Below are 15,100 nucleotides of genomic sequence, written 5' to 3'. Positions count from 1 at the left end.
CACCCCCCTCTGGACCATTGGCGACCCTCTACATAGCTTGAGGGTCAAAGGAGACCTGCATGACCAACCCGATCCTGTCCGACTGGACCACGCCCTTTGAGATCGCCCCGTTTTCCGCGATTTCAGATGGGGATTTCGCACCTGCGTTGGACGAAGCGATGGCCGCGCACAACGCACAAATCGACGCGATTGCCGGAAACCCGGACGTGCCTACCTTTGCCAACACAATCGAAGAGCTTGAAGCGGCGGGTGAGCAGTTGGACAAGGTCCTGTCGGTGTTTTTTACAGTGGCGGGCGCTGACAGCAACCCGAAACGCGAAGAATTGCAGCGGGAGTTTTCACCGAAGCTCTCGGCGCATTTCTCGGGCATTTCATCAAACAAGGATTTGTTTCACCGGGTGGCCGATCTTTGGCAGCGGCGCGATGATCTGAACCTGAGCGATGAACAGGCGCGCGTTCTGATGCTGACCCATCGCGGCTTTGTCCGCGCCGGTGCTGCGCTGGAGGGTGAGGCCGATTCCCGGATGCAAGAGATCAAGTCTCGCCTCGCATCGTTGGGCACTTCTTTCACCCAGAATCTGCTGGCGGATGAGCGTGACTGGTTCATGGAACTGGCCGAGGATGATCTGGACGGTCTGCCCGATTTCGTGATCGCTGCGGCGCGCGCTGCGGGTGAGGAAAAGGGTGCGAACGGGCCGGTTGTGACCCTGTCCCGCTCATTGATTGTGCCGTTTCTGCAATTCTCATCCCGCCGCGACCTGCGGGAAATAGCCTATCGCGCTTGGGCTGCGCGAGGGGCGAATGGGAACGAGACCGACAACCGCGAGATTGCAGCCGAAATCCTGACCCTGCGGGAAGAACGCGCCAAGTTGTTGGGCTATGACAGCTTCGCGGAGTTCAAACTGGAAACCGAGATGGCCCGCTCGCCAGACCGTGTGCACGAACTGTTGATGCAGGTCTGGGAACCCGCCAAAACCCGCGCCGATGCGGATGCCGAGATTCTGACCAGTATGATGCAAGACGATGGCGTGAACGGCCCCGTGGAAGCCTGGGACTGGCGCTATTACGCTGAGAAGCGCCGCAAGGCTGAGCATGACCTGGATGAGGCGGCGCTGAAACCGTACCTACAACTGGATCGGATGATTGAGGCGTCGTTTGCCTGTGCCAACCGTCTGTTCGGGCTGGAGTTCGCGCCGCTCGACGTGCCCCTCTATCACCCCGATTGCCGGGCGTGGGAGGTGACGCGCAACGGGAAGCACGTGGCGGTTTTTATTGGCGATTACTTCGCCCGAGGCTCGAAACGGTCAGGGGCCTGGTGCAGCGCCATGCGCGCGCAGGCGAAGTTCCCCGAAGAACAAGCGCCCGTCGTGATCAACGTGTGCAACTTCGCCAAGGGTAATCCCGCACTGCTATCTTATGACGATGCGCGAACTCTATTCCACGAGTTCGGTCATGCGCTGCATCAGATGCTGTCGAATGTGACCTATGAAAGCATCTCGGGCACGTCCGTCGCGCGGGATTTCGTCGAACTGCCCAGCCAGCTTTATGAACATTGGCTGGAAGTGCCCGAGGTTCTGGCGGAATACGCCACCCATGCTGAGACGGGTGAGCCGATGCCTCAGGCGATGTTGGAGAAGGTGCTGAAGGCGGCCAATTTCGATCAAGGGTTCCAAACGGTCGAATATGTGGCCTCGGCGCTGGTCGATCTGGCGTTTCACGAAGGCGCAGCCCCCGCGGACCCGATGGCCAAGCAGGCTGAGGTTCTGGCTGAAATCGGGATGCCAAAGGCCATCGGTATGCGTCATGCCACCCCGCATTTCGCCCATGTCTTTGCGGGCGACGGGTACAGCGCGGGCTACTACAGTTACATGTGGTCCGAGGTCATGGATGCCGACGCCTTCGCCGCGTTTGAAGAGGCCGGAGGGGCCTTTGATCCCGAACGGGCCAAAGCGCTGGAAGACAATATCCTCTCCACTGGCGGCTCGCGCGAGGCCGAAGATCTGTATCTGGCGTTCCGCGGTCGCCTGCCGGGCGTCGAGGCTTTGTTGAAAGGGCGCGGGTTGATCGCGGCCTGACCGGATCGGGCCGTCAGTATCCCAACTGGCGGTCCACGAGATGCAGAAACGGCTCACCGGCTTCGCCGCGCCGGATATTCTCGCAGATCACTTGCGCCGCTGTGACAGGCCGGGTCTCGGACGCGATATGCGGGGTGACTGTGACGTTCGGATGTGTCCAATAGAGGTGTTCCGGCGGCAGGGGCTCGACCCGAAACACATCCAGGGTCGCGTGTCCGACTTGCCCAGTGCTCAGCGCATCCAGCAGGGCGTCGTCATCGATCAAAGGGCCGCGTCCCGGATTGATGATCTTTGCCCCTGTCGGCATTAGTGCCAAAGTCGCGGCATTCAGGGTATTCTCAGTCGCGGGCGTGTCCGGCAACAGCAGTATGACGATCTCGGATTGCGATAAGGCGGTTCGCAAACCTTCTGTTCCATACAGACAGGTTACGCCTTGAATGTCTTTCTCGGTACGGCTCCACCCCAAAACGTGAAAGTTGAGCGCGGCTAACGCCTGCGCTGCTGCTTGACCCAACTCTCCCAACCCCAGCACGCAGACCGTGCGCTCGGTCGCAAGGGGGGGCGCTATTGGGGTCCACACGCCATCCTGTTCGCTGATATGGGTGTCCATGCCCAGATGATACCGCAAGGTGTGGCCAACGACCCATTCAGTCATGCCCTGAGTCAATCCGTGATCCACCATACGGGCCAATGGAACGGTCAGAGTTTCGTTGTCGGCGATGCTTTCGACCCCGGCCCAAAGGCTCAGGACGGCTTTCAGCCGAGAATAGGGTTTGAAGTCCAGCAGGCCGTCATTTGGCGCGTAGACGACATAGTCCACCTGATCGGGTTCGATATCTGTGGCCAGATACACGTCCAATCCGGCTTCGGCCAGACCCTGAGACAAAAGCGGCTCATAGACCGGCCACAATTCAGGGCGCGCAGAGAACAGGACGTTGACGGTCATGAGGGGCCTTTCAGATTAGCGGGGGCGGTGGATATGCGCGCTTTGGACAATACCGAAAGCGGCCATCAAAACCAGCATGGCCGATCCGCCATAGCTGACCATTGGTAACGGTACGCCCACAACTGGTGCCAGCCCCATCACCATCGACATGTTGACTGCGAAGAATAGGAAGAAGTTCAGAGCGATCCCGAGCACGACCAATGACGAGAACCGATCCTTGGTCGACAGCGCCGTGACCATGCAAAAAATCAGGATCAGCGCGTAGAGCACCAACAGCGTGATGCCACCGACAAAGCCGAATTCCTCGGCCAGTGTGGTGAAGATGAAATCAGTGTGCTTTTCGGGCAGGAAGTTCAGGCGCGACTGGGTGCCTTGCATAAAGCCCCGACCGTTCCAGCCACCAGAACCCAAAGCGATCTTGGACTGGGTGATGTGATAGCCATCGCCAAGCGGGTCAGATGAAGGATCAAGAAATGTATCAATGCGGCGGAACTGATAGTCTTTCAGCAATTGCCACTCGGTGCCGCGACTGTTGAATATAGTCGCAATTAGGCCGACAACCGCAGCGATGACGGCTGCGAAATAGGCCCAGTGCACACCAGCCAAGAACATCAACCCGCCTCCAGCTGCAAGCAGCAAAATTGAAGTCCCCAGATCGGGTTGTTTCAAGACCATTAACGTAGGAACGACAATCAGTACGACCGGGATCAATACCCAAAGAGGGTGGGAGGTTTTCTTGGAGGGCAACCAGTCATAGTAAGCCGCAAGAACCATAACCAATGCGACTTTCATGACCTCGGACGGCTGTAGTCGCATAAAACCCAGATCGATCCAGCGTTGAGCACCCATACCAACGGTGCCAAACAGTTCTACGAAAATCAAAAGTACGATAGCGCCCAGATAGGCCAGCACCGACATGTTGCGCCAGAACCAGATCGGCACCAGCGCGACGATGAACATGACCGTGAGGCCAAGACCAAACCGTTCCATCTGAGGTTCGGCCCAGGGCATCCACGACCCGCCTGCCACGGAATACAGCATAAGGAACCCGGCACTGGCCGTGCTGATCAGCAACAGGGTCAGGGGCCAGTTCATGTACAGAAACTTACGGAGCCCCGATGGCGTGGATTTGACATTATACTCAAGATAGCTCATGCGCGGTCCTTTTCGTCAGGACGCGCTTTGGGGCGGCGATCCCCCTCAAGCCGTTTTTGCTGTTCCTTAATGCGGTCGCGGTCGGCAACCGGATACGCCTCAAGCGGCGGGGTGCCTTTGTAGAGCGCCTGCAGCATGATATCCCGCGCGACCGGGGCAGCGGCTTTTGATCCGCCGCCACCATGTTCCACCACCACGGCAATCGCGTATTTGGGATTGTCATAGGGTGCAAAGCTGACAAACAGGGCGTGATCGCGTCGTTCCCATGGCAGGTCTTCGTTGCGGATCACCCCAGCGGCCCGTTCGGCCTTGGTGATGTTGCGGACTTGGCTTGTGCCGGTCTTGCCCGCCATACGGAAATCTTCGGCAATAATCCGACTGCGATATGCCGTCCCGCGTCGGTCGTTCGACACCGTCCACATCGCCTCGCGAATGTAACGAAGGTTTGTGGGGCTGATCCCAAGCGGTTCGCCCGCGCCCGAGGGCTGTTCGACCCCGTTGATCGACCGTACCAGTCGGGGCGCAACGGCGCGTCCAGTGGCGATCCTTGCGGTCATAACGGCCAGTTGCATGGGCGAAGCGAGCATGAAGCCCTGCCCGATGGACGCGTTGGCCGTATCACCGATCAGCCATTCCTCGCCATGGACCCGCTGTTTCCATGCCTGATTGGGCGCCAGCCCGGCGCGCACGGCAGACATTGGAATGTCATGCTTGATCCCCAAACCAAGGATGTTGGACATCTCAGAAATTTTGTCGATCCCGACCTTGATCGCCACGTCGTAGTAATACACGTCGCAGCTGCGTTTCAGAGATGTATTCAAGTCCACCATTCCGTGCCCACCGCGTTTCCAGCAGTGGAAGCGGCGGCTGCCGACTTTTAGGTGACCGGGGCAATAGACCGTATTTCCGGGGCCCACGACACCAGCTTCTAGTGCGGCCAGTGCGGTGACCATTTTGAAGGTCGACCCAGGCGGATAAGTGCCCTGAACTGTCTTGTTGGCCAGCGGGCGATACTTGTCCTGTGTCAGGAACTGATAATCTGCGACCGAGATACCGCGCACGAACAGATTGGGGTCGAAGCTGGGGGCCGAGGCCATGGCGCGCAGATCGCCGGTTTCACAGTCAATCACAACAGCGGCGGCGCTTTCCCCGGCCAGCCGGGCCTGTGCGTATTGTTGCAGGTCCGCGTCGACGGACAATTGCAGGTCGGCACCGGGCTGACCCTCCTGCCGATCCAACTCGCGCATGACGCGGCCCGTGGCATTGACCTCAACCCGTTTGGACCCGGCCCGACCACGCAGCGAAATTTCCTGTTTCGCCTCCAATCCGACCTTCCCGATCTGGAACCGTGGGATGCGCAGCACCGGTTCGGGGTCTTCGATCTGGCTGAGGTCATAGTCGCTGACCGGGCCAACATAACCGACGATATGGGCGAAATCCTCGTATCTGGGATATTGCCGGGTCGAGCCCACCTCGGGTGTCACGCCAGGAAGGGCAGGTGCGTTCACCGCGACCTTCGAGATGTCCTCCCACGTCACCTGATCCGCCAGAGTAACTGGCAAGAACGGAGCCGAGCGGCGTATCTCAGTCTTGGCGCGCTCGATCTCGTCCTCGGTCAATGGGATCAAGTTGGATAGTTTGGCGATCACCTTGTCCAGATCACCTGCGTCTTCGGGAACGATAACGATGCGATATGATGGCGTGTTTTGCCCGATGATCTGACCGTTGCGGTCATAGATTCGGCCACGTGTCGGTGGGATCAGGCGGAGGTTGATGCGGTTTTCTTCAGCCAAAAGCCGGTACTGATCGGCCTGTTCGACTTGCATGAACCGCATTCGCGCGGCCAGCCCGCCGACGAAGGCGGCCTGCAACCCGCCCAAAATCAAGGCTCGGCGTGGGAGGCGTTTATAGGCGAGGCCTTGCGCCTTGGGATTGCGTTGCTTCATGCCCGCGCCCCCGCAACACTTGCATCCGCTGCTGATACCCTGCGTACGCCGAACACGGATTGGCTGAGAAGGACGATCACAGGATAGGCTGCTATCGTCACGATCAACTGGAACAAAACGGACCCGAAGGCTGCTTGGTCGATCGACACGATCGCCAAGATAATACGATTGCCGAGAAAGACTGCGGCAGTGACCACGCTAACGGATATCCATTCACCGACGAACCCAGCATCTCGCATGCTCGACGCGGCCCCGTGCAGATAGGCGGCGCCAAGCACGACCAAAGCCGCCAGCAACCCTGGAGGTCGTTGCAACAACAGATCGGCCATCAGCATCGCAGCGGCAATCAACAAGGTTGGAACATATTCCGGGCGGCGCAGCACCCAGGCAAAGGTCAGCGCGATTATCATGTCGGGAAAAGGCCAGCGATCCGGCTGTGCGTTCAGTGGCAGCAGGTGCAGGAAAAGAACAAGAAACGCTATCAGGACATAAAGCCCGCGCATGGCCCAGTTGTAAGAGGCGGGTCTATCCATCGCCGGCTTCCCCGGATGTTAGGGCCGCTTCGGGCTGTGTTGGCCCGACAACAGTGCCGGGATCCCGAATGGTCGGGGCTGCGTTGAAGCGTAGAACGCGAAGAAACTCCAACCGTTCGAAATCGGCGGACAGGCGCACGCGCAAGCGGCCCCCCGGGTCCTCCGCGATTTGCCCGATCAGTAGTCCGGCCGGAAAAACGCCTCCGTCCCCCGACGTAGTCACTCGGTCCCCGGGTCGCACAAGTTCCCGGTTTTCCAGAAACTCGACGGCAGGAGCGGGGGTGTTGTCACCCGCAATCAAGGCTGTTTGCCCAGAAGGCTGGATGGACGCCGGTATCGCGCTGGACGCATCGGTCAGCAAAATGACCCGCGCAGTATCAGGCCCCACGCCCGAGATGCGGCCCACCAGCCCAATCCCGTCCATCGAGGCCCAGCCATCAACGATTCCGTCCCGGGCGCCCACGTTCAAAAGAACCGATTGCCGAAACGGAGAGCCGCTGTCGGCCATGACAACGCCGGTTATGTAAGTCAGGCGCGGATCAAGACGCACATTGTTCAGATCCAAAAGGCGCGCGTTTTCCTGCTCCAATTGCAGCGCGGCCTCTTTCCACGCCCGCATCAGGCGCAATTCGCTGCGCAGCTCTTGATTTTGTTCGCTGAGGCTTTGGTAGCTTTGAAAGTCACGAACAAGATTGACCGTTGCCGTGACCGGGACCATCGCCCATTCCATTGATGGGACAACAGCGTCCACCACCTGTGCGCGGAACCGTTCGACCCTTGGGCTGTCAATGCGCCAGACAATGAAAATGCCCAGCAGGCACAGTACGACAATCCCCAGCAACAGTCGGCGCAGCGGGGCCGTGTAGTCATCGCGCTGTGATCGGTCTTTTGCCACAGGTTACCTTCCCGTGCTGCTCGTGCCGAATTCACCCAATGCTCAAAGGGTGCGCGCCTTAGCTTTCGTAGTCAATCGCGTGGCGCAGCTGTTTTTCGTATTCTAGCGCTTTGCCGGTGCCCAAAGCCACACAATTCAGGCTTTCATCGGCGATCGACACCGCCAGACCGGTCTGTTCGCGCAGTGCCAGATCAAGATCGCCCAACAAAGCACCCCCACCCGTCAGCATTACGCCCCGGTCCACAATGTCCGCTGCCAGATCGGGCGGCGTGGTTTCCAAGGCGGTCATCACGGCCTCACAGATGGCCTGCACAGGTTCTGACAGCGCTTCTGCAACCTGAGCCTGGCTGATCTCGATTTCCTTGGGAACGCCGTTCAACAGGTCGCGACCGCGGATATGCATCGACTGGCCGCGGCCATCGTCGGGCATGCGCGCGGTGCCGATTGTGGTCTTGATCCGTTCAGCTGTGGATTCACCCACCAACAGGTTTTGCTGGCGGCGCAGGTACGAGATGATGGCCTCATCCATGCGGTCTCCGCCCACGCGGACCGAACGGGCGTATACGATGTCACCTAGCGATAGAACAGCGACCTCGGTGGTACCGCCACCGATATCTACGACCATGTTTCCGGTCGGATCTGTGATCGGCATCCCAGCACCAATCGCCGCCGCAATCGGCTCGGCAATCAGACCGGCGCGGCGCGCACCGGCAGACAGAACCGACTGACGGATCGCACGTTTTTCAACCGGAGTCGCGCCATGGGGGACGCAGACGATGATCTTGGGTTTAGAGAATGTCGAGCGTTTGTGCACTTTGCGAATGAAGTGCTTGATCATTTCTTCAGCGGTGTCGAAATCGGCGATCACACCTTCGCGCATCGGGCGGATGGCCTCGATCGAACCGGGGGTCCGGCCCAGCATCAGCTTGGCGTCTTCGCCAACGGCCAGAACCTTTTTGACCCCGTCCTTGACGTGGTAGGCAACAACGGAGGGCTCAGACAGGATCACACCGCGACCCTTGACATAAACCAGCGTGTTCGCTGTCCCAAGGTCGATGGCCATGTCCGAAGTGAACAGGCCGCCCAGATTGCCTAAGATCCCCATGTTTCCCCTGATCCTGTATGTCAGTTTTTCTACTGCCCGCGACTCGACGGTTCCGGGACGGATGACTTATAGGGTGCCAACTCGCCCGGTAAAAGGGCTGATTCCGCGACAATCAGCACCTTTTCGCCTCATTGATAGGGACTTTAGAAGGCAAAATGCTCTCATATCAACATATTTACCACGCTGGAAATCTGGCTGATGTACAAAAGCACGCTTTGTTGGCGTGGGTGCTGCAATATCTGACCCGCAAGGACAAGCCGATCAGCTATATCGAAACGCATTCCGGGCGCGGTCTGTACAAGTTGGACGCGGAAGAAGCGGTTCGAACCGGCGAAGCAGCAGCCGGGATCGAGCGCGCTCGGCGTGAGGCATGGTTCGGGGCTGATCATCCGATGACCCAGGTGCTGCAGACGACACAGGCGCGACATGGTGCGCCGGCCTATCCCGGGTCACCCTTGATCGCGGCGCAACTGCTGAGGGATCAGGACGCGCTGCATTTCGCAGAGATGCACCCGCAGGAGTTTGCGGCCCTGTCTTTGACAGTGTCATCTTATGGGGCGAAGACCTATCAGCAGGATGGATTTGAACTGGCGCAATCCCTGCTGCCGCCGACCCCGCGGCGTGGGCTGATGCTGATTGATCCCAGCTACGAGGTGAAAGCCGACTATGCACGCCTGCCGGGGCTCATCACTAAATTCCATCGCAAATGGAATGTGGGTGTAATCGCCTTGTGGTACCCGATCCTGACCGATGGGCGCCACGCTTCCATGATCGAGGCGCTAAGGTCGCAAAACTACCCGAAGACCGTGTTTCACGAAGTGAGATTTCCACCCGCACGCGAGGGGCACCGGATGGTCGGTTCAGGGATGTTCATCCTGAACGCACCGTTTGGGATTGAGCGAGAGATGGCTCGCCTTTCACATCGGTTCGCGTCTCTTTAGACGCAAGGGTGGTGCGCTGCGAAGCGCTTTGTTGCGACGATTGCCTCAAACGGTGTTACACCCTGCACGGTGCAATGCGTCAGCTTGGTTCGATCTGCCTCATGCCATTCGCATAAACCTGTTTCCATTTGATGATCGAGTAAGACTTTCTGAGACCTGTCGACCAAAATGGATCTTCGTGAACGAGTTGATCTACATCACTCTCTGAGCCCGCCTCAATGATCCACAAACCATCGCGCCCTTGCTCGTTTGTATCTGACAAAGGGCCGGCTGCTTCGATCTTGTCGGAGTTCCACTCAAGAAAATCCAGATGCTTTGACATATGTGTTTTGCGTATGTTGGGGTCGGCATTTGGTGCATCTTCGAAAAGGATAATGAATTTCATTTTGAACCTCCACTGAGTTGCGTGCCCAAATAGACTGCCACATCAAAATCGAAAGTTGAGCCAGTAAAAATGACAGCTTAACCTGCAAAAATGCAGGATCATGATTGGAACGATCTCAAGTATCTTCTGGCCCTTCGCCGCGAAGGAAAGCTTGCACGCGCAGGACGCGCGCTCGGTGTCAGCGAAACGACGGTTGCCCGCAGGATCAAGGCTCTGGAGCAGGCGCTAGAAACCAATTTGTTCTTGCGCAGTGCCAACGGACAATACGAGCCGACAGATGCGGCGCTGCAAATCCTGACTCATGCTGAATCCATCGAGGCAGAGAATGTTACAATCGGAGAAATGTCAGGTGATTGCGCGCGTAAGGTCTCGGGTAGCGTCCGCATCAGTTCGGTGCCGTTTGTCGTGAACCATTTTTTGGTGCCTGGCATGGCAGCCTTGGCACGTTTGCACCCGTGCCTGACCGTTGAGTTGGTTCCAACTTCTGACAATTTGGATCTGTCCAAGCGCGAGGCCGATCTTGCGGTGCGCTTCGCGCGCCCGCATGCCGGAGGATTGCGAACCAAAGCGCAAAAGCTGGGCGAGTTATCATTCGCAGCCTACGCGGCAAGCTCACTCTCATCGACCCGAGTTAGTGATCTGGGTTGGATCACCTATGACGACGCACATTTGAATTTGCCACAAGCACGTTGGCTCGAAAACGCTGCGAAGTCCTCCAATTTGCGTGCCACTCTGAAAATCGCCGATATCGAGACCGGGATGCAGGCTGTTGCGGCGGGGATTGGGAAAACGTTGCTTCCAAGTGCGGTTGTCTCTAACGATCCGCGATTTCGAGAAGTAGAACTGGATGGTGGCGCTAGACCCCCAACTCGGGAAATCTGGTTGCTGTCACATGTCGATCAGACTTCAAGACTATCAATCAACGCGGCTAAAGACTGGCTTGGCAATTTAGACTGGGTTTGACGAGCGACGCACGAGGCGTCGCTCATTCGTTTCGTAGCAGCTGGGCCCCGCGGGTGCGGGAGCTCCATGTTTGGAAGACTTTGCTCAGGTCAGGTCTTTGTAGCTGATCTCGCGCGCATCAGCACCCGGGCCGGCTTTTTCTCGACGGACGATCAAACGGTTCAAGGCGTGGATATAGGCCTTGGCTGAGGCCACGACCGTATCAGTATCCGCTGATTGGCCCGTGGCGATCATGCCATCTTCTTCCAAACGTACCGAAACCGTCGCCTGTGCGTCTGTCCCTTCGGTCACCGCATGCACCTGGTAGAGCTGCAGCCGTGCTGTGTTTGGATGGATCGCGCGGATGGCCTTGAACGCGGCATCAACTGGGCCGTCGCCATGTTCGGTTGCGATAATGTCCTTGCCATCCATTTCCAGCTCGACCGTCGCTTCGGCTTGTCCGCCGGTACCGCAGGTGACTTTCATCGACACCAGTTGCAGATGGTCATCCGCCTCATCCAGAGTCATCAGCGCGATCAGGTCGTCGTCGAACACTTCTTTTTTGCGGTCGGCCAGGTCCTTGAAGCGGACAAAGATATCGCGAAGCTGGTTGTCGCCAACCTCGAAGCCCAGTGTCTCAAGTTTGTCGCGCAGGGCGGCGCGGCCCGAATGTTTGCCCAGCGGCAGGGATGTGCCGGTAAGGCCGACATCTTCGGGGCGCATGATCTCGAAATTGTCACGGTTCTTCAGCATCCCGTCCTGATGGATGCCGCTTTCGTGGGCAAAGGCGTTCTTGCCGACGATGGCCTTGTTGAACTGCACGTTGAAGCCCGACACGGTGGCAACCCGGCGCGAGATATGCATGATCTTGGTGGTGTCGATACCGGTGTGGTAGGGCATGATATCGTTGCGCGTGCGCATGGCCATCACGACCTCTTCCAGCGCGGTGTTGCCCGCACGCTCACCCAGACCGTTGATGGTGCATTCGATCTGACGCGCGCCGCCGATGACGGCCGCCAGCGAGTTCGCCGTCGCCATGCCCAGATCGTTGTGGCAGTGGGTCGCAAACACGACCTCATCCGCGCCGGGGACGGTTGCGATCAGACGCTTGATCAAATCAGCCGATTCCAGCGGTGCCGTGTAGCCCACCGTGTCGGGAATGTTGATCGTGGTCGCACCCGCCTTGATCGCAATCTCGATCACACGGCACAGGTAGTCCCACTCGGTCCGCGTTGCATCCATCGGCGACCATTGCACGTTTTCGCACAGATTGCGGGCATGGGTGACGGTGTCGTGGATTTTCTCGGCCATCTCGTCCTGGGTCAGGTTCGGAATGGCGCGGTGCAGCGGAGAGGTGCCGATAAATGTGTGAATGCGGCTTTTCTCGGCGTGTTTGATCGCCTCCCAGCACCGGTCGATATCGTTGAAATTGGCGCGGGCCAGACCACAGATGCGGCTGTTCTTGGCGCGCTGGGAAATTTCGGTGACGGCTTTGAAATCGCCTTCCGAGGCGATGGGAAAACCCGCCTCGATGATGTCGACGCCCATCTCGTCCAGCAGTTCGGCGATCTCCAGCTTTTCTTCATGGGTCATGGTGGCGCCGGGGCTCTGCTCGCCGTCGCGCAAAGTGGTATCGAAGATCAAGACGCGGTCTTGGTCGGTCACGTTGGTCATGGGATTCTCTTTCTTCTTCTGTCCTAAAGCCTATGGCGCGCTGGCGTCCTCCTCTGAGCGGGCGCGCCGGATGGCACGCTCAGAGGCGGATTAGGATCAGTAGGCCACGCAGCGACGCACCGCGAAGGGCGGTGTCGGCAACAAGGATATCTGCGTGGTTGATCATGGGATGAGGTTATACAGAGCATGCGGCGAATGAAAAGAACCAAAATTAGGATGGGGGCGATTTGATCGTTTTATTGACCTCAGGGGCCAGACCGCTAGGTCGCCCAATATGAAAACGGCTTTGATCATTGGCGCATCAGGTGGCATCGGCAGTGCGCTGAGACATCAGCTTACCTCGCAGCAGGTGGCGGTGACAGGATTGTCGCGTTCAGGTGATGGGTTCGATCTGACTGAACCCGAGGCAGCCTTAAAAACACTCGATGCTTTTCAATATCCGTTCGATTTGGTTCTGGTCGCGTCCGGAGCTTTAGAAATCAACGGCGCGCAGCCTGAAAAGACCATGCGCGCGGTGACAGCGCAGGCCATGATGGATCAGTTCGCCTTGAACGCGGTTGGACCGGCATTGGTTTTGAGCCGGGCGCATAAGCTGCTGACTCGAAACAGGCCGTCAGTGATTGCGGTGCTTTCGGCGCGAGTTGGTTCGATCGGGGATAATCGCATGGGCGGTTGGGTCAGCTATCGCGCGTCTAAGGCGGCGGTTAATCAGGTGGTTCACACAGCCTCAATTGAACTGGCCCGTACGCATAAACAAGCGATCTGCGTCGCGCTGCATCCCGGCACGGTCAAAACGGCGTTCACACAGAAATATCTTGGCCGCCATCCCGCTGTTGAGCCGGATAGAGCTGCCAAAAACCTTCTGAGCGTGATTGACGGGCTGACGCCCGAAGACACGGGCGGGTTCTTCGACTGGTCAGGAGCGCGCGTACCGTGGTAGGGGCTTAGTTGTCTGCAGGCGGTTCGGGGCTTTCGTCGTCTGGAGCAGGTTCCTGTGCGTTTGCTTCTTCGCCACCGGTTTCAGGTGTCTCTTCGGATGATAGGGCATCATTGTCCCAGACACCCGCTTGTTCCTGCCCATTGGCATAGCGCATTGTGCCCTGACCCTGACGTTTGTTCTCAAAAAAACCGCCCTCGTAAACATCGCCTGACGGATAGGTTGCCACGCCAACTCCGGTGATCTTTCCGTCAGCCCAATCGCCTGTATAGGTAAAACCACTGGGCGCGGTTATAGTCCCTTTGCCGTGGCGTGCGCCGTTGATGAAGTCGCCGTCGTACACCGTGCCATCGGCAAAGGTGGATTTCCCTTTGCCCTGACGGACACCATCGACCCATTCACCTTCGTAACGATATCCATTGGCGAAAGTGACGGTGCCGGTTCCATGGCTCACCGCATTGCGGAACTCGCCGTTGTAAACCGTCCCGTTGGGGTAGGTTGCCGTGCCGGTCCCCTCGAACACTCCCGCGATCCATTCTCCGTCATAGACGGTCCCGTCCGCATAGGTGCTTTGGCCCTTGCCATGCGGCAGGTCGGCGCTGAGCGCACCGATATAGGCCGAGCCGTCGGGGTAGGTGATCTCACCAAATCCTTCGATCTGACCCTCGGACCACTCGCCGGTATAGCGGTAGCCATCAGTCCCGATGAAGGTGCCTTTGCCATGGCGGCGGTCGTCTTGATAGTCGCCTTCATAGACATTGCCATTGGCATAGGTCTCTTTGCCTTTGCCTTGACGGCGACCTTCGGCGACCTCGCCTTCATAAACATCACCGTTGGCCAGTGTCAGCCGCCCGGTTCCGGTCATCAGGTTCTGAACCCACTGCCCGTCATATTCCAACCCATCCGATTGGACCAAACGGCCTTGCCCGTGGCGTTGGCCTTGCTGCACATCGCCCTCATAGACCGACCCGTCCGGGTAGGTGATCCGCGCCGCGCCCTGCTGTGCGCCGTCGACCCAATCCCCGTCGTAGATATAGCCATTTGGGTCAGTGCGAGTGCCCTTGCCGTGGTGGCGGGCGTTCTGAAACCCACCTTTATAGCGCACGCCATTTGCATATTCAGCAATGCCCGAGCCATTGATCGCACCATCACGCCATTCGCCTTCGTAGGTCCCGCCATCGGCATAGCTGATTTTGCCCTGCCCTTCGGGCTGCCCTTTCGCGAATTGGCCCTCATAAACAGACCCGTTGGCGAACCGGGCCGTGCCTTGGCCCTGAATTTCGCCTTCGACCCATTGACCGGAATACTCAAACCCGTCTGGCAACCGGTATGTGCCTGTGCCGTGGCGTAGCCCGTTTTCAAACGTGCCCTCATAGACCCCGCCAAGTTCGTCATCTTTGACGATCACTGTACCGTCCTGGGCCCATGCCGCCGTGATCGACAGGCTTAGAATCCCGGCCGTGAGAGAATTGCGGATCAGCTTCATGGTTTGTCCTGCCTGCCCGATCATCGGTTTCATATGCGTTTGGGCAAAAATAGGGGACCGCACAGATCAGAGCAACGGCT

General features: G+C 58.4%; 13 protein-coding genes. 4 read left to right on the top strand and 9 right to left on the bottom strand.

Going from position 1 to position 15,100, the window contains the following annotated elements; all coding sequences use genetic code 11:
- The first annotated feature begins 59 nt into the window (after positions 1-59).
- Positions 60-2,075 (top strand): M3 family metallopeptidase, encoded by a 2,016-nt coding sequence (locus ACR0JX_RS13530; RefSeq protein ID WP_480544319.1) that lies wholly within the window; start codon positions 60-62, stop codon positions 2,073-2,075.
- Between the two features lie 13 nt (positions 2,076-2,088).
- Here ACR0JX_RS13530 and ACR0JX_RS13525 read toward each other — a convergent pair whose 3' ends face one another.
- From ACR0JX_RS13525 to ACR0JX_RS13500, 6 genes are read right to left on the bottom strand one after another with little or no spacing between them, the layout of a single operon-like run.
- Complete coding sequence (locus tag ACR0JX_RS13525; RefSeq protein WP_480544318.1) at positions 2,089-3,021, bottom strand: 2-hydroxyacid dehydrogenase; 933 nt, start codon at positions 3,019-3,021, stop codon at positions 2,089-2,091.
- 15 nt (positions 3,022-3,036) lie between these two features.
- Positions 3,037-4,176 (bottom strand): rod shape-determining protein RodA, encoded by a 1,140-nt coding sequence (gene rodA, locus ACR0JX_RS13520; RefSeq protein ID WP_480544317.1) that lies wholly within the window; start codon positions 4,174-4,176, stop codon positions 3,037-3,039.
- The gene (mrdA, locus tag ACR0JX_RS13515) at positions 4,173-6,122 is read right to left on the bottom strand and encodes a penicillin-binding protein 2 (RefSeq protein WP_480544316.1); all 1,950 of its coding nucleotides are present in this window, start codon (positions 6,120-6,122) and stop codon (positions 4,173-4,175) included. The genes rodA and mrdA overlap by 4 nt, the downstream gene beginning before the upstream one ends.
- Complete coding sequence (locus ACR0JX_RS13510) at positions 6,119-6,655, bottom strand: rod shape-determining protein MreD (RefSeq protein ID WP_480544315.1); 537 nt, start codon at positions 6,653-6,655, stop codon at positions 6,119-6,121. Before ACR0JX_RS13510 ends, mrdA begins: the two co-directional genes overlap by 4 nt.
- Entirely contained in the window at positions 6,648-7,550 is a 903-nt protein-coding gene (gene mreC, locus ACR0JX_RS13505; protein WP_480544314.1) for a rod shape-determining protein MreC, read from the bottom strand. Before mreC ends, ACR0JX_RS13510 begins: the two co-directional genes overlap by 8 nt.
- A gap of 58 nt (positions 7,551-7,608) precedes the next feature.
- The gene (locus tag ACR0JX_RS13500; protein ID WP_170535929.1) at positions 7,609-8,655 is read right to left on the bottom strand and encodes a rod shape-determining protein; all 1,047 of its coding nucleotides are present in this window, start codon (positions 8,653-8,655) and stop codon (positions 7,609-7,611) included.
- Between the two features lie 155 nt (positions 8,656-8,810).
- On the opposite strand from ACR0JX_RS13500, the gene ACR0JX_RS13495 reads away from it, so the two are divergent.
- Complete coding sequence (locus ACR0JX_RS13495; protein ID WP_480544313.1) at positions 8,811-9,596, top strand: 23S rRNA (adenine(2030)-N(6))-methyltransferase RlmJ; 786 nt, start codon at positions 8,811-8,813, stop codon at positions 9,594-9,596.
- A gap of 79 nt (positions 9,597-9,675) precedes the next feature.
- On the opposite strand, the gene ACR0JX_RS13490 is transcribed toward ACR0JX_RS13495, so the two are convergent.
- Entirely contained in the window at positions 9,676-9,981 is a 306-nt protein-coding gene (locus ACR0JX_RS13490; protein ID WP_480544312.1) for a YciI family protein, read from the bottom strand.
- A 90-nt stretch (positions 9,982-10,071) separates the two neighbouring features.
- Between ACR0JX_RS13490 and ACR0JX_RS13485 the strand changes: the two genes are divergently transcribed.
- On the top strand, positions 10,072-10,944 hold the full coding sequence (locus ACR0JX_RS13485; RefSeq protein ID WP_480544311.1) for a LysR family transcriptional regulator: 873 nt from the start codon (positions 10,072-10,074) through the stop codon (positions 10,942-10,944).
- 84 nt (positions 10,945-11,028) lie between these two features.
- Here ACR0JX_RS13485 and ACR0JX_RS13480 read toward each other — a convergent pair whose 3' ends face one another.
- Positions 11,029-12,597 (bottom strand): 2-isopropylmalate synthase, encoded by a 1,569-nt coding sequence (locus ACR0JX_RS13480; protein ID WP_480544310.1) that lies wholly within the window; start codon positions 12,595-12,597, stop codon positions 11,029-11,031.
- A gap of 274 nt (positions 12,598-12,871) precedes the next feature.
- Between ACR0JX_RS13480 and ACR0JX_RS13475 the strand changes: the two genes are divergently transcribed.
- Entirely contained in the window at positions 12,872-13,537 is a 666-nt protein-coding gene (locus ACR0JX_RS13475; RefSeq protein WP_480544309.1) for an SDR family NAD(P)-dependent oxidoreductase, read from the top strand.
- Between the two features lie 4 nt (positions 13,538-13,541).
- Here the strand turns inward: ACR0JX_RS13475 and ACR0JX_RS13470 are convergent, their stop codons facing one another.
- Positions 13,542-15,020: an MORN repeat-containing protein gene (locus ACR0JX_RS13470; RefSeq protein ID WP_480544308.1), complete on the bottom strand. Its 1,479-nt coding sequence runs from the start codon at positions 15,018-15,020 to the stop codon at positions 13,542-13,544.
- Between the last annotated feature and the right edge of the window lie 80 nt (positions 15,021-15,100).

The organism is Ruegeria sp. AH7 (genome assembly GCF_056541325.1).
Note: the sequence above shows the minus strand (reverse complement) of the source record. Positions and strands in the feature narration are given on the sequence as shown.